Raw genomic sequence first — 26,208 nt, 5'->3', positions numbered from 1 at the left:
GCGGCCCGGCGCGAGTTTCGTCGCTTGGTGGTGCTGTCGGCCCTGGTGCACGTCGGGGCGATGGTGGTCTTTTGGCTGGCGCCCGGAGACTCCTCCGCGGCGCTGCCCCCGCAGGTCATCGCCATCGAGCTGATCGAGCCTCCGCCCTCGGCGCCGGCGCCGAAGCCCCGGGCCGCCCCGAAGCCCGAGCCCGTTCCGCCCGCACCGAAGCCGCCCCCGAAGCCCGAGCAGGTCGTCCTTCCCGAGAAACCCACACAGCCCAAACCGAAACCCAAGCCGAAGCCCCCTCCGAAGCCGCGCGAGCAGAAGGAAGTCTTCCGCGAGCCGGAGAAGAAGCAGGAGCAGAACCTGGAAGATCTACTCGCACAGATGCGCGGTGAGGCGGGCGAGACCGCCCCGGAGGCCCCGTCCCAAACGGCCACGGTTCCTTCGGCGGGATCTTCCCGCGGGACGGGCCAGCTGTCGGCCGCCGAGCGCGCGTGGCACGCGAAGGTGATTCGCCAGATGAAGCGGGTCTGGGTCGTGCCCCCCGGCTTCCGGACCCAGGATCTCGAGACGCGCGTGACCGTCCGGCTCGATGCCGCGGGTGCCATTCTCGGCACGCCCCAGATCGTCCAACGTTCCGGGAACCCCTGGTACGATGAAGGGGTGGTGAGAGGGCTCAGCAAGGCGAGCCCGCTTCCGGCGCCGCCGGAGGCGGGAGAGTGGACGATCGTCTTCCGTCCGCGGGACGCGTTCTGATGCGGGGGCTCTACACGCTCCTGGCGTTCGCCGCTGTGTTCGGTCTCTCTGCCGCGAGCGCCGAGCGCGCCGCGGTGGTCGTGACCCCGGGCGGCGAGCAGACCTATCGGATCGCGGTTCAGCAGTTCCGCGACGCCAACCCCAAGCTGGCCGCCGAGTTCCGCGCCGCGCTCACGGCGGCCCTCGAGTACTCGAACGTCTTCCGTCAGATCCCGGACGACGCCTTTCTCGGGCCGGTGACGACGGCCGAAGGGCGCGCCGACGCGCCTCTCGACTGCCCGAACTGGTCCCAGATCGGCGCCGACGCGCTGGTCGAGGGCGAGATCGAGCGAGACCCGGCGGGCTTCAGCATCGCGTTCCGTGTCTGGGATGCGTCGCGTTGTCGGCGCCTCTTGCGCCGCCGCTACCAGCAGTCCGGTCGCGACCTCGAGCGGGCCGCGCGTCGCCTGGCCGACGACGTCGTCGAGGCATTCATCGGTCTCCGCGGCGTGTCGAGTACCGAGATCGCCTTCGTGTCGGATCGCGGCGGCAACAAAGAGATCTACGTGATGAACGCCGATGGCAGCAACGCACGCGCTGCGACGGCGAACCGCTCGATCAACAACTTCCCGTCCTGGTCACCAGATGGCGAAGGGATCATCTACACCTCCTACCGACAGCAGAATCGGCCGCTGATCTTCTTGTCGAGTCGCGGGAAGGCGCGTCCCGGTCGGCTCCTGTCTCGGCTCGGGGTAGAGCGCTCGCTCTACCGGGCGGTCTTCAGCCCGGATCCGAACCGGATGGCGCTCGTGATGAGCACGGGCGAAGCGGCGGACCTCTTCACCGTGGCTCCGGACGGGGGTCGGCTGAAGCGTCTCACGCGCAGCCGGGCGATCGACATCTCGCCGTCCTTTTCGCCCGATGGCGAGCGTCTCTCGTTCGTCTCCGATCGCACGGGGTCGCCCCAGATCTATCTCATGAATGCGGACGGGACGAACATCCGCCGACTCACCTTCGACGGCTCCTACAACACCAACCCGAAGTGGTCGCCCGACGGGCTGTGGATCGCGTACGAGACCCGGGTCGGGGGGCAGTTCGACATCTGGCTGATCGACCCGGATGGAACCGTGAACGTTCCGCTCGTCACGAACCCGCGCAGTGACGAGGCACCGAGCTGGTCGCCGAATTCGCGAAAGCTGATCTTCAGCTCGACGCGGCGCGGGCGGGCGGATCTCTACGTGATCGATCGCGACGGTTCCAGCCTGCGCCGTCTGACCAGTTCCGCGGGAAACAACACGAGCCCCGACTGGGGCCCCTTTCCGCGCTGAGGGGGGAAGGCATGCACGAACACACGGCAGGAAAGTCCACGGCAAAGCGGCACGCGCGCGTGCTGGCGATCGCTCTCGGAGCGGTCGCGCTCTTGTCGGTGGCCTGCGCGACGCCAGCCGAGCTGCGCAAGCTCCAGAATCGCGTGACCGACCTCGAGAAGTCGGGTGGCGGGGGTGGACCCGGCGATCGGGATCGCCTGGCCGATCTGGGCTCCCAGGTGACGTCGCTACAGCGCGACCTCGATGCGTTGAACGGTCGGCTCGAGGTGATGGAGCGCCAGGCGAAGCAGGCGCTCGAGGAGGCGCGGGCGGCGCGCCGCGAGGCGAACCTGGGCGCTTCCCAGGCGCAGCCGGGGCCCGAGTCACCGGGCCAGGGGGGCGATTCCCCGTCGGAGCCCGTGTCCGAAGAGGTCCAGAGCTACCGGGATGCCTACGCAAAGTGGCGGTCCGGAGACGCGGCGGGCTGTGTTGACCGCTTCGGGAAGTTCTTGCAAACTTATCCGGCTTCGGATTATGCCGACGATGCAACCTACTGGCTGGCCGACTGCTACTTCAAGCAGGGCAACTATTCCGCAGCCGTTCTGCGGTTCGATGACGTGGCTCGTCAGTACCCGACGGGCAATAAAGCCGCCGACGCGCTCTACCGACAAGGCGAAGCGCTGCTGCGGATGGGGCACGGCACGGCTGCGGGCAATGCGTTCGAGAAGGTCATGCGCGACTACCCGGATTCGGCTCGCGTGCCCGAAGCGAAGCGCCAGCTCGAGCTTCTCGGGGCCGGCTGATCGCAATCTCCGCGGGCGGGACGCGGACAACCAGAGTGGAGCCGCACACGTGGCTCATGGGGGGTCGTGTTGAACAAGCGGGACTTGCAGAAGTTCAAGAAGCTGTTGACCGAGCAGCGTGAACAGATCGTCGGCAACACCAAGAAGACGTTGTCCGGGGACATCCACGTCGATCCCGATGACTTTCCCGATGAAATGGACATCGCCTCGTCCGAGGTGAGCCTCCAGTTCGCTGGACGCCTCCGCGAACGCGAGCAGGGCCTGCTCTCGAAGATCGACGAGGCGCTGAAGAAGATCGAGGACGGCGAGTACGGAGAGTGCATGTCCTGTGGCGAGGCCATCGGCGTCGCTCGTCTCAAGGCTCGCCCCGTCGCCGAGCTCTGCATCGAGTGCAAGTCGGAGCAGGAAAAGCTCGAGCGTCGAACCGGCTGAGTCATGCCCGACGCTTCGGGTCGGCATCCGATGCGTTGGGTGCTCGGGATCGAGAGTTCCTGCGACGAGATGGCCGCGGCCGTCGTGCGCGACGGTCGCACGATCGCGTCGAGTTGCATCCACGGTCAGGAAGACGTCCATCGCCCCTACGGCGGGGTCGTGCCCGAGCTCGCGTCGCGGGACCACCTCGCCGCCGTCTCCGGCGTCGTCGAGCGTGCCCTCCGCGAGGCCGAGATCGAAAGCGACATGCTGAACGGCGTCGCGGTGACCGCGGGCCCGGGGCTCGTGGGCTCGCTGCTCGTCGGCCTGTCCTTCGGCAAGGCGCTCGCGTATCGGCTCGGCGTTCCGCTCGTCGGCGTGCACCATCTGTCGGGGCATCTCGCGTCGGCGGAGCTCGCGGACCCGGACCTCGCGCTGCCCTATCTGGGACTGGTCGTCTCGGGCGGGCACACGGCGCTCTACCGCATCGACGACGCCGAGCCCGAGCTCCTCGGCGAGACCCGGGACGACGCGGTCGGCGAGGCCTTCGACAAGGTCGCCGCGCTCCTCGATCTCCCCTATCCCGGCGGGCCGGCCGTCTCGCGGCTGGCGGAGCAAGGAAGCACCGACGCGTTCTCGTTCCCGCGGCCGCTGCTCGATCGTCCCGGCCTCGACTTCTCCTACAGCGGTCTCAAGACCGCGGTCGCGCTCGAGGTCGAACGTCAGCGTCCGCTCACCGACGACGTGCGCGCCGACCTGGCGGCCTCCTTCGAAGCCGCTGCGGTGGACGTGCTGGTCGCCCGCACGCGTCGCGCGGCATCCCAGACCGAGCTCGACCAGGTCGCGGTGGTGGGGGGCGTCGCGGCGAATCGCCGCTTGCGCGAGGCGTTGGCTGCCGCGGGGGACGACGCCGGCTTTCGCGCCGTGTTCCCGCCGCTCTCGCTCTGCACCGACAACGCCGCCATGATCGCCGCCGCCGGGGCGCGCCTCCTGGCACGCGGAGAGCACCACGGCTTCGCCCTGAACTCCTTCTCGCGGGTCCCGCTCGGCACCGCACCCTGGCAGGGCGCGAGTTCCGGGTGAAGGCCGACGAGATCCGCGAGATCCTGAAGCGCCATGAGCTGGTGCTCCACAAGGACCGCGGGCAGAACTTTCTCTGCGACGCCGCGCTGGCGGACGCGCTGGTCGACGCCGCCGGCGTGGAACCCGACGACGTCGTGATCGAAGTGGGCACCGGGTTGGGCGTGCTCACGCGGGCCCTCGCCGCACGCGCACGACGCGTCGTGACGATCGAGATCGACGGGGGACTGGTGCGCGCCCTCGCGGCCGAAGCGCTGCTCCCCGACAACGTGGAGCTGCTGCACCAGGATGCCCTGCGCGTCGATTGGACCGGGCTCGTCCGTCGCGAAGCCGCCGTGCGGGTCGTCGCGAACCTTCCCTACTCGGTATCGGGCCCGATCCTGCGCGTGTTGCTCGATCTCCGCGACCGACTCCGCGACTGGTCGGTGATGTTGCAGCGGGATGTGGCCGAGCGCATCGCGGCGCCGCCGGGGGGGCGCGACTACGGGTCCTTGGCGGTGCTGCACGCCCTCTGTGTCGACGTGGAGCGCGTGCGCGATCTCGGCGGTGGGGCCTTCTTTCCCGCTCCCCAGGTCGCATCGCGTTTCGTGCGGATCGTCCCGCGACCGAGCGCTGTGCTGGGAGACACTTCCCTGCGTCAGGTGGAGCGCGTCGTTCGCGCCGCCTTCGGCCAGCGTCGCAAGACGCTCGCGAACGCGCTTCGGGGGGGCGGTCTCGGGTCGGCGGCGGTGCTCGCCGAGGTGTGCGCTCGCGCGGGCGTCGACGCGGGTGCGCGTGCGGAGACGTTGGCTCCGGAGGCGTTCGTCGCGTTGACCCGGAGCCTGGCGGAGTGGTCCGCGTGAGCCCCGAGGAGTGTCTCGTCGCGTTGCGGGAGCTCGCCGGGGAGTTCGGGCTGGAAGTACGGGCGGCCGGCCCTCCCGACGCGCCGCCGACGAGCGGCGTCTGCCGCGTACGCGGTGAGATCTGGGTGGTCCTGGTCGCCGGCGAGCCCGCCGCGCGGCAGGTGGACGCGCTCGTCGAGGGCCTGCGCGCCCACGCCGGGCCGGCCCTGGAGGAGCGCTATCTCCCGCCTGCGATTCGCGCGCTCCTGGAGCCCTGAGCGGCGCCCGTGGCGGTTCTGGGGCAGCGGGCCGATTCGCAGGAGCCGCCCGAACAGAGCGAATTTCCAGCGCTCGTTCCCCGTCGAAACGCTGAAACAGGTTCTCCCCCACGGGGGGATTCCTTTTCTTGACCCTGAGGAAAAACGGGGTCTATCCTTTCTGCGGCTCAGAGAGGAATCGCAAGTTGCGATCTTCATCGAAGGGCCAAAACCCCCGTCCTGAGCGCTGTGCGCCAGGAAACCGAAGACACGCCTCGCCCAGCCCAGTGCACGCTCGGATCCTCCCGGGACCGAGACGGGGGCAGCAGCAGGCGAACTCGCGCTACCGGTGTCCGGGCGCACACGAACGGACACTCACGGCACGAGTCAGCCGCGCCTCCGGAATTCCATCCGGGATGGCGCGTTTTTGTTTTCTTGGAGCCGGTGACAAATCAGGTCGAGATGGGAGGACCCCATGTCCACCGTCACCCTGAAATCGGCACGCGAACGCCGCGTGACCGCTCCGTCCCTCCAGCGCGCGAAGGAGCGCGGCGAGCCGATCACGATGCTCACCGCCTACGATTTCACCTTCGCCCGTATCTTCGATGCCGCTGGCATCGACGTCCTGCTCGTCGGTGATTCCCTCGGCAATGTCGTGCAAGGCCAGGACACCACGCTCCCGGTCAGCCTCGACGAGATGATCTATCACACCCGGCTCGTCGCCCGCGGTGCCTCGCGCGCCCTGGTCGTCGCCGACCTTCCGTTCGGCAGCTACCAGATCTCGTCCGAAGACGCGCTGCGCAGCGCGGTTCGCTGCGTGAAGGAGGGCGCGGCCCAGGCCGTGAAGCTCGAGGGCGGCACCAACGTCGCCACGACCATCGAGCGCATCGTCGCGGCCGAGATTCCGGTGATGGGGCACGTCGGCCTCACGCCCCAGGCGATCCATCGCATGGGGGGCCATCGCGTGCAGGGTCGCACCGAGGACAGCGCCGAGCGCGTCATCGCCGACGCCCACGCGGTGCAGGAAGCCGGAGCGTTCGCGGTCGTGCTCGAGGGCATGCCCGCCGAGCTGGCGCGCGCCGTGACCCAGGCGCTCGAGATCCCGACGATCGGAATCGGCGCGGGTGTCGAGTGCGACGGCCAGGTGCTCGTGATGCACGACATGCTCGGCCTCTCGGACTGGACGCCCAGCTTCGTGAAGCAGTACGCCGGGGTCGGGGTCACCGTGGCCCAGGCCGCGCGACGCTTCGCCGAGGAAGTCCGGGAGCGCAAGTTCCCCGACGCCGAGCACTCGTACCGCTAGGTCCGAAGGGTGGAACGCATCGAGAGCGTTCGAGCGCTGCAGGCGCGCGCCGATGCCGTGCGCGCCGCTGGGCAGCGGATCGGCCTGGTGCCGACGATGGGTGCACTGCACGAGGGACACCTCTCCCTCGTGCGGTCCGCCCGGGAGCGGTCCGACCAGGTCTGGGTGTCGATCTTCGTGAACCCCACCCAGTTCAACGATCCGAAGGACCTCGACGGCTACCCGCGCACCCTCGAGAGTGATCTCGCGGCGTGTCGGGAGGCCGGCGTGGATCTCGTTTTCCTGCCCGACGCCGCTGAGATGTATCCGGAAGGCGCCGACACCTTCGTCGAGGTGGAGGCGTTGTCCCGGCCGCTCTGCGGGGCCTCTCGGCCCGGCCACTTCCGTGGGGTCACGACGATCGTGGCCAAGCTCTTCCTGGTCGCGAAGCCGCACGTCGCGGTGTTCGGTCAGAAGGACTTCCAGCAACTCGCCCTGATCCGCCGGATGGCCCGCGACCTCTGCTTCGACGTCGAGGTGGTGGGCGCACCGACGGTGCGCGAGGCCGATGGGCTGGCGCTCTCGAGCCGCAACCTGAACCTCGACGCCGAGGCGCGCAGCCAGGCGCTCGTGCTCTCCCGGGCACTGGACGCGGCCGAGGCCGCCGTGGCGGCGGGGGAGCGCGACGGCGCTCGCCTGCTCGCCACCGTGCGTGCCGAGGTGGCGAAGGCGCCTCGCGGCGAACTCGACTACGCCGAGCTCCGCCACCCCGACGACCTGTCACCTGCACCCACCACACTCGACGGACCGACGCTCCTGGCCCTGGCCGTCTTCATGCATCCCGCCGTTCCGCCCGCGGAACAGCGGCACACCGTTCGACTCATCGACAACCGCGTCCTGCTCGCGCAGGCGTGACGAGGAGACCCCTCATGATCCGCACCATGCTCAAGTCCAAGATCCACCGTGCCACCGTGACCGAGGCCAACGTCGAGTACGAAGGCAGCATCACGATCGATCCGAACCTGATCGAGGCGGCCGACATCCTGCCCTACGAGCAGGTCGACGTGCTCGACGTGACCAACGGCGCTCGTCTTCAGACCTACGTCATCGAGGGCGAGCGGGGGTCCGGCGAGATCTGCATCAACGGCGCCGCGGCGCACCTCGTGAAGCCCCACGATCTCGTGATCATCTGCAGCTACGTCCAGGTCGAGGACGAGAAGTGCCGGGACTTCGAGGGCATCCGCGTCTTCGTCGACCACCGGAACGTCGCGCGCGAGATCGCGGGTCCGTCGCCGGTGAAGCTCCCGAGCTGACCCCCGAGGTCGCAGCGTCCGCCCCCGCGCCTGGGGGGCGACGCTACTCTTCGCCGCCATGGCGAAGTCGGGGAAGTCGAAGAAGGACAAGGCGGGCGGTGGCGACGTCATCGCGACCAACCGCCGTGCCCGCTTCGAGTACGAGATCCTCGAGACCGTCGAGGCGGGCATGCAGTTGCTCGGTCCGGAGGTGAAGTCGCTCCGTGAGGGCCGTGCGAACCTCGGGGACGCCTACGCGATCATCCGAGGCGGCGAGGCGTTCCTGCTGAGCCTGCACATCTCCCCCTACGAGCAGGCCGGCCGCGCCAACCCGGAGCCCCAGCGCGAGCGCCGCCTGCTCCTGCACCGACGCGAGATTCGGCGCCTGGCGGGGAAGGTGGCGGAGAAGGGCCTCACGCTGATTCCGCTCCGGCTGTACTGGAAGGAGGGGCGCGCGAAAGTCGAGCTGGGCCTGGCCCGCGGCAAGCGCCTCTACGACAAGCGCCAGACGGTCCGGCGCCGGGAGACCGACCGCGAGCTCGCGCGTGTCACCCGGCAGCGTCGGCGCTAGCGCCAGGAGCGTCCCTGACGCGCGCGGGGCGGCGTTCCAAGTGCCGGTTTTCCTTGCGGAAATCGCCTCAAGTGGATTCGCCGTCGGACCGATGGGGTGCGTTGGGAGGGCCCTGCGCTTGGCCGGGGACGTGCATCAGCAGACGAAAGCCGGAGGCGACGGGCGCGTGGCGCTGCGTCTGGGGTTCGCGAACCTCTCGACGCGCATCATCGTCTCGGTCTTCGCTGCGGCCCTCGTCGCGGGCACCGCGGTCACCTTGATCGCGACGAGCTCCACCGAAGCCTTCCTGCGCGCGAAGATCGACGAGCGCTTCCCCGAGCTGCTCGAGACGGCCGCGCGCAATCTCGATCACTGGTACGGACAGCGCCAGGTCGACGTCGCCACCTTCGCAGCCAGCGAAACTGTCGTGCAGGGCATCGAATCGCGCACCAAGCGCTCCCAGCGTGAGCTGCAGCGCTACCTCGCCTACGTGAAAGAGGGCTTCCCCCAGTACGAGGCACTCTTCGTTCTCGATGGATCGGGTCGTCGTCGGGGCGGGGTCGGGGACGTGGCTGGGATTCCCAAGGACGTTCTCGAGCGGCTCTCGCGTGCACCGGCCGCGACGGTCAGCGGAGTCATCGGTGGCGAAGCCGGTCGGGTTCAGGTGGTGACCGCCCCCGTCGGCAAGGAAACCGAGCGCCTCGGCACGATCCACGCGCTGATTTCGATCGCCTCGGTGGAGGCGCTGCTCGCCTCGGACGATCTCGACCCGAGCCTCCGGATCTACGCGGTGGGCCCCGATGCGCGCGTGCTGGCGAGCAGCCCCGACGCGCCGGTGCGGGGCACCTTCGAGCGCACGCTGCCGAGCTTGGGTTCGGTGGCCGTCGTCGAGGACTACACGACACCCGAGGGCGATCACGTCGTGGGCACCGCCATGCGGCTCGAGCGTCCCGACTGGACCCTCGCGATCGAGCAGGACTACGAAGTCGCGTTCGCGCCGGTCGTCAACGTGATCCGCCAGGTGCTCGCGATCAACTTCGGCATCGTCGTGGTGTTCGGCATCATCGCGGGCGCGATCGCGCGCTCCATCGTGCAGCCGATCCATGCGCTCTCCGAGGTCGCCCGTCGCATCGCGAAGGGGGAGACCGATGTCGAGATTCCTCGCGAGCAGGGCCAGGACGAGATCGGGGTTCTCTCGCGCGCGCTCCATGCGATGGTCGACCGGTTGCAAAGCAACCAGGAAGAGCTCCGCCGCAACCAGGAACAGATCGAGCGGGCCAACGCCGACCTCACCCGGGCGAACGAAGACCTCCACCGCAACAACGAGATGCTGGAACAGCTCTCGTTCACGGACGGCCTGACCCGTCTGCACAACCACCGGTTCTTCCAGGAACGCCTGCGCGTCGAGATCAAGCGCGCGGACCGCAACGAGGAGCCGCTCGCGCTGCTGCTCCTCGACATCGACGACTTCAAGAAGCTGAACGATCGCTACGGCCATGCTGCCGGCGACGAGGTGCTACGCAGCGTCGCCGCGGTGCTGAACGAGACCGTGCGCGAGACCGACCTTCCCGCCCGCTACGGCGGAGAGGAGTTCGCTGTCCTGGCTCCGCGTACCGACGCAGCAGGCGCGGTCGCGCTCGGCGAGAAGCTGCGATCCGAAATGGCCGCCGAGCGCGTGCGCGACCCGGGGATCCCCGAGCCGAAGGGCCTGGGCGTGACCGTCTCGATCGGCGTCGCGCTCTACGACGGCGACCCGAAGCGCTTCTTCAACGAAGCCGACCGAGCGCTCTATCAGGCGAAGGACGCGGGGAAGGACTGCGTCGTGCTCTTCGAGGAGAGCGCTTCGAACTGAGCCGGGGCGCTGGCGTCGCTAGCTCTTGCGGAGCAGCGAGGCGTGGACCCAACCGATCCGCCCGTCCGGCGTTCGCACCAGCGTCCACTTCTGGAAACGCCGCTCGGGAAAGACCGGCGTCTTCTTCGGCAGCACCTCGATCACCCGGTGCTTCGCCGAAGGGCCCGAGCGGAGGTTGACCCGCTCGCCGCCGATCACCCGGCGATCGCCCCAGAGCGCGACCTGCTTCGCTTCCGCGCGCAACGTCTCGGTGATGCGCTGGGTGCGCGACGCGAAGAACACGGCGGCACCGACGTTGCCGGCGTCGAGGTGGCGGTTGGCTTCGGCGAGCTTGGTCTCGGCTTCGTTTACGCGCTCGGCGCGCCACGGCACGTTCTCGCGCACGCGGTCAAGCGCGATGCGCGCTTCGGCCACCGCGGAAACGGCATCGGCCCGTGATCGCGGGTCGCGCAGGCCCGACTCGAGGGCGACGATGGACTCTTCGGCCTGTCGAAGGTCGGCGCGCAGGCGCTCGACTTCGCGCTCGAAGAACTCGCTGCGCTCGGCCTGGGCACGGGCGTAGACCGCGGGATCGATCGAGTCGTTCGGATCGACCTGCGCGCTCTCGGTCTTCGCCCGCTGCCAAGGAAACTGGGGGAGCGGCGGCAGATTCGCGCAGCCAGTCCCCAGGCTTCCGAGCAGGACGAGCCCCACTGCCTGCCAACGTGTCTTGCGCTCCCTCATCCACACAGGAAATCGTCCGGTTCCCGGTAGAACTGAATGGGCGATCTCGGGTGTCCCCGTGGGGGGATGCCGGGAGGAGGTCGGTCGGCAGGAGCCGCGGGCCTCAGGCGCCTCGGGCGCGCCGCCCCTCGAAGCAGACGTTCTTCGAAGACACCCGCTTGCGGACCCGCTGGAGGTCCTCGATGCCGCGCTCGGCCAGCAGCGCCTTCAGCCGCGCTTCGTCGAAGCCGGTCTGGTGGAAGTTGTAGGGGTGGTCCTGGCCGCCGTAGAGCCACTCGATCGTGCGTTCGGACGAGAGCCGGCCCCGCAACAGGCTCTTCGCCAGGGCCCGGATGTCGGGGGTCTGGACGCGCAGGGTGCCGCCCGGTCGCAGCACGCGGATCCACTCGTCGAGCAGCGCGTCGGTCTCGGCGCCCGGGAAGTGCTCGAGGAGGTCCTGGGCGAGCACCTCGTCGAGGCTGGCATCGGCGAAGGGGAGACGGTGGGCGTCGGCGACGACGTCGGTGCCCGCGCAGCGGCGGATGTCCAGGTTCCAGCGGGCCGCGTGGGTGTCGTCGCCGGCTCCGAGGTTGAGTCGGCGGGGGCCGAACTCGGTCACGAGCTGCCGCCACGCATCGCGGAACTGTTGGGCCGCTTCGCTGCGCCCCTTCCCGGTGCCCGACTTCAGGCGGTCGACGAGGCCCGGCTCCGCCAGGCAACGCTCGACGCTCTGGCGCAGGTGGTCCGGGTCGAGTTCCCAGCGCATCAGCGCACCGAAGGCGCCCGAGAGCGTACCCGACACGAGCAGCCCGTTCTCCTCGTGCCGCACCATCTCGTTCATCGGCGCCGCATCGGTGGTGATCACCGGCACGCCCCCGTGCAGGCTCTCTAGGATCGGATAGCCGACCCCCTCGAAGCGCGTCGGAAACAGCGTGACGTCGACCTCGCGCTGCAACGCGTCCATCTCGTCGCGCGGGAGCTCCCGGTCGACGACCCGCATCTGTGGATGGAAGGAAGCGATCTTGCCGACGCGCTTGTGCGCCGAGGGGTGGACCTTGACCAGCAGCCGGGCGTGAGGATGCGCGGGAAGGACCTGCCGGAACGTGTCCAGTACGAGTGGCACGTGGCGACGGTCCACGGGCCCGCCGACACCGATGTTGAAGTAGAAGGTGATCGTGTCGCCGGTGGGCCGCGGAGGTTCGATCGGGTCGCGCAACGCGAGCGGAAAGCAACGAATGTTCTCGAGCCCGTCGGCCTGCAGTGCTTCTGCGGGTGTGCGTCCGTAGATCACGCAGGCGTCCGCTGCGGCGAGCTGCTCTACCCGGATCTCGGGCTCGCTGGGAATCCAATCGGGCAGGGCGACGACGGCGGTACGCACGCCGCGTTCGCGGGCGTAGGCGCAGAGCGAAGGCACCGGTCGCTCGACGGAGATCAGGAGATCGATCCCGGCCAGCCAGTCCGTCAAGGAAGTTCCGCGCGGCACGCACCCCGGATGACGCAGACTCGGGTGCGCGGGCTCGGCGCGCAGCGAAACGAACTCCTGATCGAGGCGCTTCAAGCGCCGGATCGGAAAGACCTCGACCGCGCCGTCGAGGGCCCACTCGATGTTGCGCGTGAGCGTGGCCAGGCCCTTGCGGGGTGCGTACGGCGAGACGATGCCCACGCGCGGGCCTTCGGTCCAGCGCGCGGCAAGCTCCCTGGTGAAGAACGACACGCGGGTAGGGTGGAGGTCCCGGGGCGGCTCGGCCAGGGGCGTGCGACCCGTTTCTAGGAGCCGGCGTCGACCAGGAGGTCCGGGGCGATCGCCTCGACCATCTCCCGCAGGCCCTGCTTCCACGGCACCTGGGAGGGGCCGGCCAGTTTGCGCAGCTCACTGTCGTCGGTCATGACGCTCTCGAGGGTCTGGTCTGTCGGCGCGAACTTGGGTTCGAGGCCGGTCAGCTCCCCGAGGTAGGCGCACCAGTCTTCGATCGCCACGTGTTCGCTACCGCACCAGTTGATGATGCGGGCCGGCACGTCGGCGATCTCGAGCAGCGCGGGCAGCGTGCGATGGATGTCCTTCTGGTGGAAGAGCGTGTACCGGCTCGGGGCATCCGTGTGTACCGGAATCGGCACGCCGCCCTTCATCATCATCAGGTGGAAGTAAGGCCAGCCGCCCGAGTTGCCATAGGGCGTGTTCAAGCGGGCGATCACCGTCGGCACCTGGAATTGGCGCGCGGCGGTGCGCACGACCGCCTCGGCCGCGATCTTCGCGATCGAGTAGGTCGGCATCATGACGCGGTGGTTGTCGCCCAGCGGGCTGGACTCGGTGAACACCGTGTGCCCCGCGGCTTCGTAGACGCCGGTCGTCGAGCAGTGGAAGAAGGCGTGCTTCGGGCGGGTCGCGGCGAGCAGGAGGCCCGCGCCTTCGGCGTTGGAGCGCAGATCGCGGTCGAAGTCCGGCTCCGGTGCCCGGCTGACCGCGAAGTGGAGCACGTAGTCGAAGTCGTCGGGGAGGTCCGAGAAGTCGCCCGCCTCGAGGTCGAGGGTCTCGCAGCGAACGCCGCCGGACTCGAGTGCCTCGCGCTTCGCCGGGTCCGAGAACCGCGCGAGGCCCCAGACTTCGTTCGATTCGGCGAGCCAGAGAGCGAGCGGACCTGCCACCTGTCCGGTCAGGCCGGTGACGAGAACCTTGTTTCCTTCCATGGGGGGTCTCCTTCGAGCTAGCCCGAGGGCAGGGCGGTGCGTCGTCGGTCGGCGCTGCGGATGGCGGCGCCGCCGATCCAGGCGATGCGCGCGTCGCCGAAGGGTGTGCCGACGCCGCTGTTGACCGTGAGGGCGACGGCCAGTTCGCGCGCCGGATCGGCCCAGCCGCCCGAGCCGCCGAAGCCGAAGTGGCCGAAGCCGCGCGGGGCCGACGCCCCGACCGCGAACACCCGGTGGTAGCCGAGGCGCCAGCGCATCGAGACCGGGATCACGCGGCCCACGCCCGTGTTCTGCACGCGCGACGCAGCGGCGATCGTGTCGGGAGAGAGCAGGGCGACGTCATCGAGCTGGCCGCCCCCAGCGAGGCAGGCGTAGAGCCGCGCCAGAGACCGCGCCGTGAACATGCCGTTCGCCGCCGGGATCGACGCGGAGCGCAGCGCCTCCCCGTTGAACTCGAAGCGTTCCATGCCCGACGGCGCCAAAGCGGCGACCGAATCGCGCGGGTCGTAGGCGACGCGCAGCTTCTCGAGGCGGCGCTGCCAACGCTCGGCGTTCTCGCGGATCTTCTCGGCGCGTCGCTTGCGTCGCTCGGGCGTGCCTTCGAACGTCGGCGCGAGCAGGTCGGCGCAGCGGTGCTGCTGATCGGCCGGCACCCCGCAGTAGAGACCGTCGAGCTCGAGCGGTCCAGCGAGCTCGTTGGCGAGCAGCTCGGCAAAGGGCTTCATGCCCGCCACCCGACGCACGACCTCGCCAGCAAGCCAGCCATACGACAGGGCGTGATAGCCGTGGGCCTCGCCGGGCGCGTGGCGCGGCTGAGCCGCGGAGATCCGCTCGATCATCCGCTCCCAGTCGAGCATCTCGGCCGCGTCGTCGACGTAGTCGTCGATCGCATACAGGCCCGCCTCGTGGCAGAGCAGCTGGCGGACGGTGACCTCGCCCTTCCCGTTCTGGCCGAACTCGGGCCAGTAGTGGGTGACCCTGGCGTCGTAGTCGATCTCACCGCGATCGGCATAGAGGTGCAGCAGCGTCGAGGCCACGCCCTTGGTCGTGGAGAACGAGACGCTCAGCGTGTCGGACTCCCAGGGGTCGCCGGCCGCGTTGCGCGTGCCGCCCCAGACGTCGACGACCTTCTCGCCGCGGTGATAGACGCAGACCGCGGCACCACCAGGGCCCTTGCGCGGCAGGATGCGCACCAGCGCCCGGGCAACGCCCGCGAAATCGGGGTGGAGATGACCTTCGAGCATCGGGCTTCGGTCAGGCTCCGCCGGCGGAGTCGGCCGCCTTCACGAGCTCTTCGAGGCTCTCGGCGAAGTACTCCTTGAAGCGCCAGACGTCGGGGACCAGCTCGCGACAGACGATCAGGCCGAAGTCGAGGTGATCGCGGTAGCTGGTCACGGTCACGTTGAGACCCTGTCCATCGGCGATCGCCGACACCGGGAAGTAGGTCTCCATCTCGAAGCCGCCGCAGTAGAGCGACTCGCGCGGCCCCGGGACGTTGGAGATGATCACGTTGAACGGCGGATTGAGCCGATCCATGATCTTCGTACGCGCGGCGATGCGTGCAGCCTGCGCGAACAGGGCCGGCGTGGCGACCTCGGTCCAGTCGGTCAGCAGCGTGGCCGGCGTCGCGCGTTGCATGCGCTTCGCTTCGCCCATCGCCGCGTGGATGCGGCGCAGGCGCTCGACCGGGTCTTCCGCGTCGGTGGCCAGCTCGGCCAACACCTGGGTGACGCGGTTGGTGTAGTCGCGCACCTGGTTCTCCGAGCGTACGGAGACGGGCACCATCGCGACGAGGGGGTGCTCGGGCAACGCGTGACGCGCCTCGAGGTACCGACGCAGCGCCGAGCCCGTCACGGCCATCACGGCGTCGTTGAGCGAGGTGCCGAAGGCGTTCTTCACCCGCTTGAAGTCGGCGAGCGGCAGCGAGAAGAAGGCGAAGCGCCGGTGCGGCGTGATCGCGCGATTGAAGGGTGTCCGCGGCGCCGGATTCTGCGGGACCCGGTCGGCGTCGACCTCGGGCCCGGTCGTGCGCAGCCAACCGCCGGCGAAGGGGAGCTGGTCCAGGCCGGTACTCTGGGCGACCGCGCCCAGCGCTTCGTTGTTCTCCCACAGCGTGCGGGCGGTGCGATAGAGCGTGCGCGCGAAGCGCCCTGGCGAAGTGGCCAGGCCCAGCACGCCGCGTGTCAGCATCTCCGTCGACGGGGGGATCGGCTCCGGCCGCCAGGTTTCGTTCGGCGCAGGCACCGGGTCCCCTTCCGGAACGTGGTCGAGCAGCGCCTGGGTCATCTCGGCACCCGACACGCCGTCGACCGTGCAGTGGTGGATCTTCGAATACAGGGCTGCGCGCCCGCCCTCGAGCCCCTCGATCACGTAGACCTCCCACAGCGGACGCGAGCGGTCGAGGGCCCGGCTGTGGAGGCGGGAAATCAGCTCGGCCAGCTGACCGTCGTCGCCGGGAGGCGGAACCGCGATGTGTCGCAGGTGGAAGTCGAGGTCGAAGTTGGGGTCTTCGATCCAGTACGGGCGGTCGAGGTCGAGGGGAACCTCCACCAGGCGGCGTCGGTAGGGCGGCAACAGGTGGAGGCGCTCTTCGATCGTGCTCCGAATCGCCTGGTAGAAGTCGCCCTGCTTGGCGCCCGACGTGTCGAAGAAGGAGACCGAGGCGATATGACCCAGCTGGCCGCCGGTCTCCATCACGAGAAAGGCGTTGTCGAGGCCCGAGAGCTGATGCATGGCGTGGGTGTCTCCCGGCGCAGGGGCGTGGCCGGCCGCGGGGCGGGCGGATTGCGCGATCCCGGCCATTCTAGGGGGGCTGCTCGGCTCGGGGCCACACCCCTTGTGTCGGGCTCTCAGGCGCCGGACACTGTGCAGCCGGCCCCCACCCCCCTCCCGCGAGGCGCGTCATGCGACAACTTCCGGGCAGCGACGCGATCTTCCTGTCGCTCGAGACCTCCACCACACACGCCCACATCGGGGGCGTCTTCGTGCTGGAGCCGGTCACCGACGATTTCGGCTTCGAGAAGTTCAAGCGACACTGCGCCGAGCGCCTGAGCCTGACGCCTCAGTTCACCTCGAAGCTGCGCGAGGTCCCGCTCGGGATCGATCGCCCCTACGTCATCGAGGATCCGGATTTCGACGTCAGCAACCACCTCCACCGGATCGCGGTCCCGTCGCCGGGCAGCCTGCGCGACCTCGCCACCCTGGTCGCCGACCTCTACGCGCACAAGCTCGATCGTCGGCTCCCGCTGTGGGAGATGTGGTGGATCGAGGGGCTCGAAGGGGGTCGCGTCGCGGTCCTGACGAAGACGCACCACTGCCTGATCGATGGCGTCTCGGGCATCGGACTCGCCGAACTCATCTGCGACATTCAGCCCGACCCGCCGCCGCGCGCTCGACGGCCCGCGAAGCCGAAGCGCCGCGAACGCGAGCCCACCGATCTCGAGCTCTACCTCGGGGGCCTGTGGAACAGCTTCGGCACGCCGTTGCGCGTGGCGCGCTACGTCACCCAGGCGGCGATGCGCGGGCTGGCGATGATCCCCTACGCGAAGAACTCGTCCATCGGCGCGAGCGTTCCGAAGGTGTCGTTCAACGCGGACATCGGACCGCGTCGTTCGGTGGCCTGGACGACCATCTCGCTGTCCGACGTCCGCGCGATGAAGAAGCACCACGACGTAAAGGTGAACGACGTCGTGCTCGAGCTGTGTTCGTCGGCCGTGCGTCGCTATCTCGAGGCCCAGGGCGAGCTCCCCGACGAAGAGCTGGTGGTGTCGGTGCCGGTGTCCACACGCGACACCGACGACAAGGCGCCCGGAAACCAGCTGGCGAGCATGATGGTCGGCTGGGCGACCGACGTCGCAGACCCGGTCGAGCGCCTCTTGAAGATCTCCGAGAACACGGCCCATGCGAAGGAGATGACGGCGGCGCTGCGCGCGCGAGAGATCCAGGCAATGGGCGACACGGTGGCGCCCGCGGTCTTGAACCTCGCCTACCGCACCATCGCGTCGACGGCCGCGTCCATGACCGCACCGGCGAACGCGGTGGTCTCGAACGTGCCCGGGGCGCCGGTACCGCTCTACCTGGCTGGCGCTCGCATCGAGGCCACGTACCCCGTCTCGTTGATCATGCCGGGCATGGGGCTCAACATCACGGTGTTGAGCTACATGGATCGCATCGATTTCGGTTTCACCGTCGATCCGGACCTCGTGCCCGATCCCTGGTATCTGGCCGATGGTATTCCCCTCGCCATGGAAGAACTCAAGGAAGCGTCGGGCATCGACCGTGCCGTGCCGCTCCGCAACGACGTCCCCGAGGAGACCGCCTGATCATGGCCGCCCGCAAGAAGACCCGACGCAGCACCCGCTCGACCCTCTCGCTCGACGAGGGGCTCAAGGATCTCGAGAAGCGCCTGCCGAAGAATCTGCGCAACACCGTGAAGGACCTGCGCGCGAACCTGCGCTCGCTGCAGCGCCAGATGGACAAGGTGCGCGAGGATCGCGAGGAGCGCTGGCGCAAGCTCGAGACCAGCGTACGCCGGGACACCGCGCGCCTGTTGCGGCGCCTCGAGAAGGCCGTCGCGCCGGCTCCGAGGAAGAAGACGAGCCGCAAGAAGGCGACGAAGAAGAAGACGGCCACGCGAAAGACGAGCGCCAAGAAGACCACCCGCAAGAAGACGACTCGAAAGACGCGCGCGCGCCGGGCCTGAGGCGCGCCCCCGACTCGTCCCACCCGTGCACTCGGAAGCGATCGACCAGCTGCTCTCCCGCGCGCTGGAGCGCCCGGTCCGCTTCGAGTGGGCCGGCAGCTTCGCCGACTCCCTGGTCGGTCGGTTCGACGGCGTTTCGTTGGAGCTAGCCGGGGTCGCGACCGCCTGGCTCTCGATCGAACGGCTGACCCTGCGGGCCGCTCACGCCCACCTCCACCCGGGGCTGCCAGCCCGCCTCGCGGTCGAATCGCCCGAGGTCGCGGTGACCGTCGGGCAGCGGGACGTCGATCCGTGGGTGGCCGGTCTGGGGCTCCCCTTCGGGCTGGAGCTCACCGAGAAGGGCCTGCGCGTCCACACTGAAGTGGCCGGGCTGCCCGTGAGCGACTTCGAGACCCGGCTCGAGGTGGCCCAGGGCTGGTTCGTGCTCCGGCCCCAGCGCGCCGCGGTTCTCGGGGTGCCGAACGCCCTGGCCCGGTTCTTCCGGACCTATCTCCCCCTGCCGCCCCTCGCCGCAGGGGTCCGCCTCACCGAGATCGAGCACGGAGCGGGGGAGCTGACCCTGCATTTCGGCGTGGATGATTTCGAAGAAGACCTGACACCGGGTATGATCCGGCGCCTGCGCCGGCGCCTCGTCCCCTGGGTGGGTTGAGCCTCGACCCAGCGTGAAGCCGGACGCTCCAAGATCGCGGGTTGGGAAAGCGCTGCGGGGTGGGGGAGCAACTGTATGGGTGACGCTTGGACATTCGGACCCGTCTGATCTTCGCGCTGGTCGCGATCTCCCTGGTGAGCATGGCCGCGCTCGGTGCCTTCGGGTACGAGGCGCTGCAGGATCTGTTGCTGACCAACCAGCTCCGCAAGCTCGACGCGGTCGCGACCAGCAAGACCCAGGATCTCGAACGGGTGCGCGTCGCTTGGATCGATCGGGTGCGTCTGGTGACGAGCCAACCCCAGCTTCGCGAGGCGCTCGATGCCGCGAGTCGCGGCGAGCCCGGTGAGCACGAGGCCATCTTGCAGCAGATCCTGGGGGACGCCCGCCAATCGGTGACGTCGCTCCACGGGATTCAGCTGTTCTCGCCCGAAGGAAACGCGGTCGCGCGCACGGGCCTGTTCCTCGAAGAAGCCGCTCCCGGCTCCCAGGCATTGGCGGCCGCCCGCGAGAACGAGGGCGTTCGCGAAGTGTTGCTCGGGCCCGAAGGCGAGCTCCTGGTATCGCTGCTCTCTCCGGTCTGGCGTGACGGGCGCTGGGTGGGTACGGCGTGGGTGCTGCTCTCGGCGCGCGAACTCCAGGACGTCACGGCCGACTACACCGGGCTCGGCGAAACTGGCGAGACGTTGCTCGTCCGCGCCGAGGGGAACAGCGGCGCGGTCATGTTGACGCCATTGCGCCACGATCCGAACGCGGCGCTGCGCCGCAGGGTGCGTGCCAGTGAAGTCGTCGTCCCGGCCTGGGAAGCGGCGAGCGGGATCGAGGGCACGTTCCGTCAGGCGATCGACTACCGCGGTGAGCGGGTCTATGCCGCGTCGCGCTGGATCGACTCGCTCGGCTGGGGCCTCGTCGCGAAGATCGACGTCGCCGAGGAGCGCTTCGCCGTCGTCGAGCTGCGGGACACCCTGTTCAAGCTCGGCCTGGCCCTTTCCGCCTTCGGAATCGTGGCCGGCACCGTGCTCGGGCTCTTGTTCTCGCGACGCCTGCTCGACCTCGCCGACGTGGCGCGGCGGGTCGGCGACGGCGAATGGGACCTGCGCGCAAACGAACGACCCGATGACGAGATCGGCCAACTCGGCATGAGCTTCAATGTGATGGCGCGCGAACTGGTGGCCGCCAACCGCGAGCTCGAGAGCCGGCTGCGCAAGTCGGAGGACCCGTCGTGATCTTGATGGGGCTCGAGATCGTCGGGGGCCTGATCTACCTGCTCCTCGCGGGCGACCTTCTGGTGCGCGGCTCGATCGCGCTCGCCCGCCGCACCCAGATTCCGCCGACGGTCGTGGGGCTGACGATCGTGGCCTTCGGTACCTCGGCACCCGAGTTGGTGGTGTCGCTCCAGGCCGCCTACCAGGGCCACGCCGAGATGAGCATCGGCAACGTCGTCGGCAGCAACATCGCCAATGCGCTGCTCGTGCTGGGTCTGCCCGCGCTGATCATCCCCACCGGCCCGACCCGCGAGTCGGTCGCGACCGACACGATCTGGATGGTCCTGGTCAGCTTGCTCTTCGTCGGTCTCTGTTTCTTCGGGGCGCTCGGGCCGCCGCAGGGCCTGCTGCTGCTCGCGCTGCTGGCGGTGATGCTGGTGCAGTCGCTGCGCCGTGCGAATGGTGGAAGCGGGTCGACGGAGACGCGCGAGGAAGAGCTCGAACGGATGCTCGGTTTGCCGACCACGCGGCGGAGCATTGGTCTCTTCCTACTGCTCGGTGCCGCCGGCCTGCCGCTCGGTGCCTACCTGATGGTGGACGGCGCCGTGCAGCTGGCCGCCGTGTTGGGCGTGACCGACGGTGTGATCGGACTCTCGGTGGTGGCCTTCGGGACGTCGTTGCCCGAGCTGGCGACCACCATCGCCGCGGCCCTCCGGCGCCACGCGGACGTTGCGATCGGAAACGTGCTCGGCAGCAACCTCTTCAACATCCTCGCGATCATGGGCACCGTGTCCCTGGCCGCGCCCGAACCGATCCCGGTGCCCGCCGCGTTCCTGCGCTTCGACCTCTTCGTGATGCTGGCCGCAGCGCTCGCGATGGCCTTGCTCGCCTGGCGCGGCGGCGCCGTCAGCCGTCCGGCCGCCGGTCTCCTGGTCGCCGGCTACTCGGCCTACATGTTCGTGCTGTTCAGCGAAGCCCCGGTGCGGGCGGCGGCTGCCGCGCTCACGACGGGCGGACCCTAGCCACTGGCGGCGAAGACCGTCGGCGCGTGGATCGCAGTGGGCGCGGCCCTGCTCGCCCTGGCGGGTCTGCGTTTCCATACGGCCGACGAGCCCCTCGAACGCGATCTCACCCTCTACGCGGTGATGGGGCACGAGCTCCTGCTCGGCGAGGTGCTCTACGCCGGCGTGTGGGACCACAAGCCGCCGGCGATCTACGCCGTCTATGCCTGGGCCGAGGCGCTGGTGGGCTTCGGTCCCTCGAGCGTGTTGCTGCTCAACCTGCTCGGGAACGCTCTGGTGCTGGCCGGGCTCGTGCGTTGCGCCCAGGAGTGGGGCGGCGTCCGCGCAGCGGCGGTCGCGGCGGTCGTCTGGGGTGTCGTCTCGGGCGAGATCGCCCTCCAGGCGAACCAGCCCAACGCCGAGCTCTTCATGAACGCCGGCCTCGTCTGGACCTTTGCGCTGTTTCTGCGGCCACCGGCGCTCGACGGGAAGGCCGCGGTGCGGCTCGGCATGCTCGTCGCGTTCACCAGCCTGTTCAAGATGGTCACGGTCGCGTTCGCGGTGATCGTGGGGCTCGGGTGGTGGCTGCTCGCCGTGGGCGAGGAGCGCAGCGCGCGCTTCCGTTTCCTCGTGCAGGGGGCCGCCGCTGCCGCGGGGGCGTGGGGCTTCGTGGCGCTCGGGTTCGTGCTGGCCGGCGCCGGTACCGACTTCTGGGACGCGGTGGTCGTCTACAACCGCTCGTACTCGGGAGGGCTCGGGACGAACTTCTGGGCTTCGCTGACCCCGACCCACGTCTGGCCCTACGGCGCGGGAGCCCTGGTGCCCCTGTTCGTGGCGCTCTTCTTCGCGATCGGTGCACTGTGGACGGCGGGCGGGGAGGCGGCGGCGAAGGCGCTGCTCCTCGCACTCTATGCGTTGAGTGCCCAGCTCATGGTGGCGCTGCCCGGCCAGTGGTTTCCTCACTACTACCAACTCTGGCTGCCCGTCCTGGCCCTGGGCGTCGCCTGGAGCGCTGCCTGGTGCTTCGCGCGCTTCGAGGGGGTGGGCCACCTCGCCGCCCCCCTGGTCGTGACGGCCCTCCTGGCCTGGCCCGCGGTGCGCTACGTCGATGGTCTGCAAACGCCCCCCGACGATTGGTCGCGCGCGAAGTACGGCGACCTCTTCGTGGCGAGTCGCGATGCCGGGGAGTTCCTCGCCGGCGTCCTCGGTCCGAACGAGCGCTTCCAGAACTGGGGAAACGAGAGCGGCCTCTACTTCTACGCCAGGCGACGTCCCGCCTCGGGGCTGGCGTTCATCTACCCGCTCCTGGAAGGGCCGTTGCGCGCGCCCCTCGATCAGCGCCTCGCGAGCGACCTCGAGGCCCGGGACCCGGCGCTGCTCGTGCTCACCCGAGGCCGCGAGATGTCCTTCTTCAACAACAAGGCCAGCTATGGCTGGTTCGAGGCCCGCGACTTCGTCGAGCTGACGGGGCCGCGTCCCGCGTTCTTCCGCTACTACGTCCAGCGCGAGAGTCCGCTCTACGACCGCTTCGGGGCGGCGATGCGCGAGCAGGCGAAGCGCTAGCGGCCGCGCCTCAGTTCGCCGGGTCGAGCAGCTTCGCGAAGCTCAGCTCGTGACCGTCCGGGTCGCGTACGTGGAAGTAGCGCTCCCCCCAGAAGGCATCGCGCGGCGTGAACTCGGGGGTGAAGCCGGCTTCGAGGATGCGCGTGTGCATCGCGTCGACGTCGCGCACGTAGAGGATCGCGCGCCCCCAGGCGGTTTCGATCTCGGGGGCCGTACCGTGGGTGCTGCGCAGCGCGAGGTTCATGTACCCCGGGCCGACGTGGTAGCTCGTGAACTCCGAGTCGGCGCCGCCGTAGCGCATCTCGAAGCCGAGGGCGTCGTAGAAGCGCACCGACCGCGCCATGTCGGCGACGAAGAGGGTGACCGCGCTGATGCTCTCGAGCAGCGACACAGCTCAGCCGCGCAGCGACTCCAAGATCTTCGCGTCGATCTCGAAGTAGGAGACCTCGTCCGGCTCGGTGAGGTCGTCGAAGAGTTGGCGGAGGCCCGCCGTCGCGTTCGAGAGCGCCGCTGCGTCGAGGGAGGCAGCGACGTCGTCGTAGCCCGCCTGGCGCACGTAGGTCGCCGGGTGCTGGGTGAGCGCGTCGACGCCCCACTCCGCCACGTCCGCGTGGCTGGCCGGGTCGATCTTCGTCTCTTGCTGGTTCTCGGCGGGAGCGTGGTAGTGGGGCCGATTGCGAAAGAGGTCGAAGCGCAGGAGCTCCTGGCTCTCGCCGGCCGCGGGGGCCGTCCACACGTAGAGGCTGATACCGCCGTCGATGTCGGCGATCTCGCGTCGGCAGGCGACGAAGCGCAAGCCGCCGGCGGTGAACTCGGCGTCGGGGCCCTTGTGGATGGCCAGGTGGGCCTTCCCAGGTGCAGGGGTGGGGGCGGCTTCGGACATGGGACCTCCGGGGCGCGAGTCCGGAGGCTACCGCAGTCGAGGCGAGGGCGAGGAGCGGACGGGCCCCTGTCGGGGGTCTCACGTCGGGTGAACCGCTACGCTGCTCGCCCACTGCAAGTCCGAGGAGATCTCATGTTCAGTCACGTCATGCTCGGTGTGAGCGACATCGAGAAGTCGAAGGTGTTCTACGACGCGGTCCTGGGCACGCTGGGCATCGCGCCCGGTGTCGACAACAACGGCCGCTACTTCTACATCAGCCCTCAGGGTGTCTTCGCCATTACGATCCCGATCAACGGCGAGCCCTGTTCCCACGGCAACGGCAGCACGATCGGCTTCCTCGTCGAGGGCGACGAGCAGGGCAACGCGTTCCACAAGGCGGGCCTCGAGAACGGCGGCACCACCTGCGAGGAGCCGCCGGGCCGCCGCGAGCACGGCATGTACCTGGCGTACCTGCGTGACCCCGACGGCAACAAGATCTGCGCGTTGGCCCGCCCGGCGTAGCGACGCGGGCGTCCCTGTCCGAGAGGGCAGGGCGCCCGTTGCCATACCGGCCTTGTCAGGCCCGGGTGGGTGCCTACCTTCTCGGGTACGGGGGCGATCGGTTTCGACGGGTGGTCGAAAGCGAGCGCTGCGTGCCGAGGTCGTCACCCACCTCGTTAATCCAGGTGGCAATTGGTAGTGATAACTGCCGATGACAACTACGCCATCGCTGCCTAGCTAAACCCTAGCGTCAGCGACGACCGTCCGTGACGTCTCCTAGCGGGTCACGGTCGTCATTAGGAGACTGGCCCCCGGCCGCTGACAGGCCGCATCCGGGGGCGAGAACCATGTCTGTCTAGGTGGGTGCTTCTCCCGGACCCTGTGACTGGCTCCACCGAAATTGGGCAGGGACTACGCACGTAGACGCGTTGGCCGGACACCATGCGGACGCGGGTTCGATTCCCGCCGCCTCCACCACTTCTTGAGCGATTTCAGATGCTTGCGCCTGAAATCGCGACCTTTCGAAAACCCGCATCCGCTCCTCGAAACGCCAATGGATTCACGGTGTTGCGCGTGCGGTGATCGAGCGCGGGACAGGCGAGGGCATCAGTCTTCGAACCTGAGGGTCGGGGGTTCGAATCCCTCCCGGCGTGCCACTCCCATAGCGCGATCGCTGCGAAGGTCCTGATTCAAGGGGCCGAGGTTCAGATCGGGTGCTCGCAGGTTCAGTCTCGAGCGACCTAGATCTGCGCGGCGCGCGCCCCGCGGACCCGGATCCGGTTGTAGATGACGAGCACCATCGCCAGCGGTGCCATGAACGTCGTGTAGATCAGAACCGGGATGTTCGGCTCGAGGGCGTGGAAGGTGCCGGAGACGACGACCAGACCGAGCAGCCCGTTCTTGAGACAGATCTCGACGCCGAGCGTCACCGCATCCTCGATCGACTGACGCAGCAACCGCGGCACGCCGAAGCCGAGCACGAGCGACACGGCGATCAGCAGCATCGCGGGCGGGAAGGAGAGCCAGAACTCGGCGATCGGCGGATCGGGACGCTGCATGCCCGCGAAGCCGAGCGTGCCGACCACGCCGAGCAGACCGATACGCGTGAGCCGCGCTTCCCAGGCGGCCGCGCTCGGGCGCGTGTGCCGCAGCGCCATCCCTAGTGCCACGGGCAGCACCGTTAGCCCGCCGAGCTCCACCGCCGTGGAGAGCAGCGGCACCTCGACCTCCGAAGCCTCCCCGCCGACCACCGACAGGATGGCCCGGATCCACAGCGGCATCGTGAGCAACGTCGCGGTCGTTGCGGTCGCGGTCAGCGTGATCGAGAGCGCCGTGTTCGCGCGGCCGAAATGGACCATCACGTTCGACGCCATGCCGCCGGGGCACGCGGCGACGATCACGAGCCCGACCGCGAGCATCGCAGGCAGCTCGAACGCGAGCGCGAGCGCGAAGCCGGCGACGGGCATGACGATCAGCTGGATCAGCGTCCCGGTGATCACCGGACCCGGTACCCGCGCGATGCGGCGGAAATCGCCCGGCGTCAGCGCGAGGCCCATCCCGAACATGAGGATGAACATCGACAGCGGCAACACGAACCCGCCGAGCGGATCTTCGTTCAAGCGGGCTTCTCCGGATGGCGAACAACTCCGCAGGGTTGGCAGCGGGAACCGATTCAGCTCGCTGACGCAGCCGCGACGATCGAGTCGGCGAGAGCCTCCGCTTCGACTTCTTGAATGAAGTGCGGACCTTCCGGGAATATTCTGTGCGGTTGGCCTGCCGCGCCGGGGACGTGCTCCTGAAACACGGTGTCGAACCAGCCCAGAATCGGATCTGCTTTGCCGTAGGCCGTAACGAACGGCTTCTCCCATTTCTCCAGCACGCGCCATGCATCGTTGAAGAGCGCGAGGCCGTCCGGGATCAACTTCTCCGGTTGGATGAGAGAAGGGAAGACGAGTGCGCCGGCCTG

The 26,208-nt window shown here is 69.1% G+C and carries 28 protein-coding genes and 1 other RNA gene; 20 read left to right on the top strand and 9 right to left on the bottom strand.

Annotated features, from left to right (window positions below; translation table 11 throughout):
• Positions 1 to 27 precede the first annotated feature (27 nt).
• The 12 genes from AAF430_24210 to AAF430_24155 all read left to right on the top strand — a co-directional run bounded on the left by AAF430_24210 (position 28) and on the right by AAF430_24155 (position 10,375).
• Positions 28 to 741 (top strand): energy transducer TonB, encoded by a 714-nt coding sequence (locus tag AAF430_24210; protein MEM7413357.1) that lies wholly within the window; start codon positions 28 to 30, stop codon positions 739 to 741.
• Positions 705 to 2,048, top strand: coding sequence for a Tol-Pal system beta propeller repeat protein TolB (locus AAF430_24205; protein MEM7413356.1), 1,344 nt, complete (start codon positions 705 to 707; stop codon positions 2,046 to 2,048). Before AAF430_24210 ends, AAF430_24205 begins: the two co-directional genes overlap by 37 nt.
• 11 nt (positions 2,049 to 2,059) lie before the next feature.
• Positions 2,060 to 2,830: a tol-pal system protein YbgF gene (gene ybgF / locus AAF430_24200; GenBank protein ID MEM7413355.1), complete on the top strand. Its 771-nt coding sequence runs from the start codon at positions 2,060 to 2,062 to the stop codon at positions 2,828 to 2,830.
• Between the two features lie 66 nt (positions 2,831 to 2,896).
• The gene (gene dksA, locus AAF430_24195) at positions 2,897 to 3,262 is read left to right on the top strand and encodes an RNA polymerase-binding protein DksA (GenBank protein ID MEM7413354.1); all 366 of its coding nucleotides are present in this window, start codon (positions 2,897 to 2,899) and stop codon (positions 3,260 to 3,262) included.
• Positions 3,263 to 3,265: 3 nt separating this feature from the next.
• Positions 3,266 to 4,324 carry a tRNA (adenosine(37)-N6)-threonylcarbamoyltransferase complex transferase subunit TsaD gene (gene tsaD, locus AAF430_24190; protein MEM7413353.1) on the top strand — a complete coding sequence of 353 codons (1,059 nt, stop codon included), beginning with the start codon at positions 3,266 to 3,268 and terminating at the stop codon, positions 4,322 to 4,324.
• A complete protein-coding gene (gene rsmA, locus AAF430_24185) occupies positions 4,321 to 5,163 on the top strand; it encodes a 16S rRNA (adenine(1518)-N(6)/adenine(1519)-N(6))-dimethyltransferase RsmA (GenBank protein MEM7413352.1) in 843 nt (280 codons plus the stop codon). The genes tsaD and rsmA overlap by 4 nt, the downstream gene beginning before the upstream one ends.
• The gene (locus AAF430_24180; GenBank protein MEM7413351.1) at positions 5,160 to 5,420 is read left to right on the top strand and encodes a hypothetical protein; all 261 of its coding nucleotides are present in this window, start codon (positions 5,160 to 5,162) and stop codon (positions 5,418 to 5,420) included. Before rsmA ends, AAF430_24180 begins: the two co-directional genes overlap by 4 nt.
• A gap of 454 nt (positions 5,421 to 5,874) precedes the next feature.
• A complete protein-coding gene (panB, locus tag AAF430_24175) occupies positions 5,875 to 6,702 on the top strand; it encodes a 3-methyl-2-oxobutanoate hydroxymethyltransferase (GenBank protein ID MEM7413350.1) in 828 nt (275 codons plus the stop codon).
• A 9-nt stretch (positions 6,703 to 6,711) separates the two neighbouring features.
• The gene (panC, locus tag AAF430_24170; GenBank protein MEM7413349.1) at positions 6,712 to 7,596 is read left to right on the top strand and encodes a pantoate--beta-alanine ligase; all 885 of its coding nucleotides are present in this window, start codon (positions 6,712 to 6,714) and stop codon (positions 7,594 to 7,596) included.
• 14 nt (positions 7,597 to 7,610) lie between these two features.
• The gene (gene panD / locus AAF430_24165; protein MEM7413348.1) at positions 7,611 to 7,994 is read left to right on the top strand and encodes an aspartate 1-decarboxylase; all 384 of its coding nucleotides are present in this window, start codon (positions 7,611 to 7,613) and stop codon (positions 7,992 to 7,994) included.
• Positions 7,995 to 8,052: 58 nt separating this feature from the next.
• Complete coding sequence (gene smpB, locus AAF430_24160; GenBank protein ID MEM7413347.1) at positions 8,053 to 8,544, top strand: SsrA-binding protein SmpB; 492 nt, start codon at positions 8,053 to 8,055, stop codon at positions 8,542 to 8,544.
• A 118-nt stretch (positions 8,545 to 8,662) separates the two neighbouring features.
• Positions 8,663 to 10,375 (top strand): diguanylate cyclase, encoded by a 1,713-nt coding sequence (locus AAF430_24155; GenBank protein MEM7413346.1) that lies wholly within the window; start codon positions 8,663 to 8,665, stop codon positions 10,373 to 10,375.
• 18 nt (positions 10,376 to 10,393) lie between these two features.
• Here the strand turns inward: AAF430_24155 and AAF430_24150 are convergent, their stop codons facing one another.
• The 5 genes from AAF430_24150 to AAF430_24130 form a co-directional block, all read right to left on the bottom strand.
• Positions 10,394 to 11,098, bottom strand: coding sequence for an SH3 domain-containing protein (locus AAF430_24150; GenBank protein ID MEM7413345.1), 705 nt, complete (start codon positions 11,096 to 11,098; stop codon positions 10,394 to 10,396).
• Between the two features lie 103 nt (positions 11,099 to 11,201).
• A complete protein-coding gene (locus AAF430_24145; GenBank protein MEM7413344.1) occupies positions 11,202 to 12,791 on the bottom strand; it encodes a glycosyltransferase in 1,590 nt (529 codons plus the stop codon).
• A gap of 53 nt (positions 12,792 to 12,844) precedes the next feature.
• Complete coding sequence (locus AAF430_24140; protein ID MEM7413343.1) at positions 12,845 to 13,762, bottom strand: NAD(P)-dependent oxidoreductase; 918 nt, start codon at positions 13,760 to 13,762, stop codon at positions 12,845 to 12,847.
• Positions 13,763 to 13,779: 17 nt separating this feature from the next.
• On the bottom strand, positions 13,780 to 15,006 hold the full coding sequence (locus tag AAF430_24135; GenBank protein MEM7413342.1) for a serine hydrolase domain-containing protein: 1,227 nt from the start codon (positions 15,004 to 15,006) through the stop codon (positions 13,780 to 13,782).
• Between the two features lie 10 nt (positions 15,007 to 15,016).
• Entirely contained in the window at positions 15,017 to 16,495 is a 1,479-nt protein-coding gene (locus tag AAF430_24130) for a wax ester/triacylglycerol synthase family O-acyltransferase (protein MEM7413341.1), read from the bottom strand.
• Between the two features lie 170 nt (positions 16,496 to 16,665).
• Here AAF430_24130 and AAF430_24125 point away from each other — a divergent pair, with 170 nt between their 5' ends.
• The 6 genes from AAF430_24125 to AAF430_24100 all read left to right on the top strand — a co-directional run bounded on the left by AAF430_24125 (position 16,666) and on the right by AAF430_24100 (position 22,879).
• Positions 16,666 to 18,084 carry a wax ester/triacylglycerol synthase family O-acyltransferase gene (locus AAF430_24125; GenBank protein ID MEM7413340.1) on the top strand — a complete coding sequence of 473 codons (1,419 nt, stop codon included), beginning with the start codon at positions 16,666 to 16,668 and terminating at the stop codon, positions 18,082 to 18,084.
• Positions 18,085 to 18,086: 2 nt separating this feature from the next.
• Positions 18,087 to 18,464 (top strand): hypothetical protein, encoded by a 378-nt coding sequence (locus AAF430_24120; GenBank protein ID MEM7413339.1) that lies wholly within the window; start codon positions 18,087 to 18,089, stop codon positions 18,462 to 18,464.
• Positions 18,465 to 18,489: 25 nt separating this feature from the next.
• Entirely contained in the window at positions 18,490 to 19,113 is a 624-nt protein-coding gene (locus AAF430_24115; GenBank protein ID MEM7413338.1) for a hypothetical protein, read from the top strand.
• Between the two features lie 86 nt (positions 19,114 to 19,199).
• Positions 19,200 to 20,336, top strand: a complete 1,137-nt coding sequence (locus AAF430_24110) for a HAMP domain-containing protein (GenBank protein ID MEM7413337.1) — start codon at positions 19,200 to 19,202, stop codon at positions 20,334 to 20,336.
• Between the two features lie 5 nt (positions 20,337 to 20,341).
• Positions 20,342 to 21,337: a calcium/sodium antiporter gene (locus AAF430_24105; protein MEM7413336.1), complete on the top strand. Its 996-nt coding sequence runs from the start codon at positions 20,342 to 20,344 to the stop codon at positions 21,335 to 21,337.
• Positions 21,338 to 21,373: 36 nt separating this feature from the next.
• Entirely contained in the window at positions 21,374 to 22,879 is a 1,506-nt protein-coding gene (locus AAF430_24100) for a hypothetical protein (protein ID MEM7413335.1), read from the top strand.
• Between the two features lie 10 nt (positions 22,880 to 22,889).
• On the opposite strand, the gene AAF430_24095 is transcribed toward AAF430_24100, so the two are convergent.
• Together AAF430_24095 and AAF430_24090 are read right to left on the bottom strand one after the other, a co-directional pair.
• On the bottom strand, positions 22,890 to 23,264 hold the full coding sequence (locus AAF430_24095) for a VOC family protein (protein MEM7413334.1): 375 nt from the start codon (positions 23,262 to 23,264) through the stop codon (positions 22,890 to 22,892).
• 9 nt (positions 23,265 to 23,273) lie between these two features.
• Entirely contained in the window at positions 23,274 to 23,762 is a 489-nt protein-coding gene (locus AAF430_24090) for a hypothetical protein (GenBank protein MEM7413333.1), read from the bottom strand.
• A 132-nt stretch (positions 23,763 to 23,894) separates the two neighbouring features.
• Between AAF430_24090 and AAF430_24085 the strand changes: the two genes are divergently transcribed.
• Together AAF430_24085 and ssrA are read left to right on the top strand one after the other, a co-directional pair.
• Positions 23,895 to 24,263 (top strand): VOC family protein, encoded by a 369-nt coding sequence (locus AAF430_24085; GenBank protein MEM7413332.1) that lies wholly within the window; start codon positions 23,895 to 23,897, stop codon positions 24,261 to 24,263.
• A gap of 89 nt (positions 24,264 to 24,352) precedes the next feature.
• Positions 24,353 to 24,719: a transfer-messenger RNA gene (gene ssrA, locus AAF430_24080) on the top strand.
• A 263-nt stretch (positions 24,720 to 24,982) separates the two neighbouring features.
• Here ssrA and AAF430_24075 read toward each other — a convergent pair.
• Positions 24,983 to 25,861, bottom strand: a complete 879-nt coding sequence (locus tag AAF430_24075; protein MEM7413331.1) for a hypothetical protein — start codon at positions 25,859 to 25,861, stop codon at positions 24,983 to 24,985.
• Positions 25,862 to 25,914: 53 nt separating this feature from the next.
• Positions 25,915 to 26,208: haloalkane dehalogenase (locus AAF430_24070; GenBank protein ID MEM7413330.1), on the bottom strand; the 294-nt coding region annotated here is incomplete at its 5' end.

It is taken from the genome of Myxococcota bacterium, assembly GCA_039030075.1.
GTDB lineage: Bacteria > Myxococcota_A > UBA9160 > UBA9160 > SMWR01 > JAHEJV01.
Note: the sequence above shows the minus strand (reverse complement) of the source record. Positions and strands in the feature narration are given on the sequence as shown.

Excerpts from the sequence above, each read along its gene's own strand:
- AAF430_24135 (MEM7413342.1), bottom strand. The coding sequence starts at position 15,006 with ATGCTCGAAGGTCATCTCCACCCCGATTTCGCGGGCGTTGCCCGGGCG.
- panB (MEM7413350.1), top strand. The coding sequence starts at position 5,875 with ATGTCCACCGTCACCCTGAAATCGGCACGCGAACGCCGCGTGACCGCT.
- AAF430_24085 (MEM7413332.1), top strand. The coding sequence starts at position 23,895 with ATGTTCAGTCACGTCATGCTCGGTGTGAGCGACATCGAGAAGTCGAAG.
- ybgF (MEM7413355.1), top strand. The coding sequence starts at position 2,060 with ATGCACGAACACACGGCAGGAAAGTCCACGGCAAAGCGGCACGCGCGC.
- tsaD (MEM7413353.1), top strand. The coding sequence starts at position 3,266 with ATGCCCGACGCTTCGGGTCGGCATCCGATGCGTTGGGTGCTCGGGATC.
- AAF430_24130 (MEM7413341.1), bottom strand. The coding sequence starts at position 16,495 with ATGCATCAGCTCTCGGGCCTCGACAACGCCTTTCTCGTGATGGAGACC.
- AAF430_24125 (MEM7413340.1), top strand. The coding sequence starts at position 16,666 with ATGCGACAACTTCCGGGCAGCGACGCGATCTTCCTGTCGCTCGAGACC.
- smpB (MEM7413347.1), top strand. The coding sequence starts at position 8,053 with ATGGCGAAGTCGGGGAAGTCGAAGAAGGACAAGGCGGGCGGTGGCGAC.
- panD (MEM7413348.1), top strand. The coding sequence starts at position 7,611 with ATGATCCGCACCATGCTCAAGTCCAAGATCCACCGTGCCACCGTGACC.
- AAF430_24120 (MEM7413339.1), top strand. The coding sequence starts at position 18,087 with ATGGCCGCCCGCAAGAAGACCCGACGCAGCACCCGCTCGACCCTCTCG.
- AAF430_24150 (MEM7413345.1), bottom strand. The coding sequence starts at position 11,098 with ATGAGGGAGCGCAAGACACGTTGGCAGGCAGTGGGGCTCGTCCTGCTC.
- AAF430_24105 (MEM7413336.1), top strand. The coding sequence starts at position 20,342 with ATGGGGCTCGAGATCGTCGGGGGCCTGATCTACCTGCTCCTCGCGGGC.
- AAF430_24140 (MEM7413343.1), bottom strand. The coding sequence starts at position 13,762 with ATGGAAGGAAACAAGGTTCTCGTCACCGGCCTGACCGGACAGGTGGCA.
- AAF430_24090 (MEM7413333.1), bottom strand. The coding sequence starts at position 23,762 with ATGTCCGAAGCCGCCCCCACCCCTGCACCTGGGAAGGCCCACCTGGCC.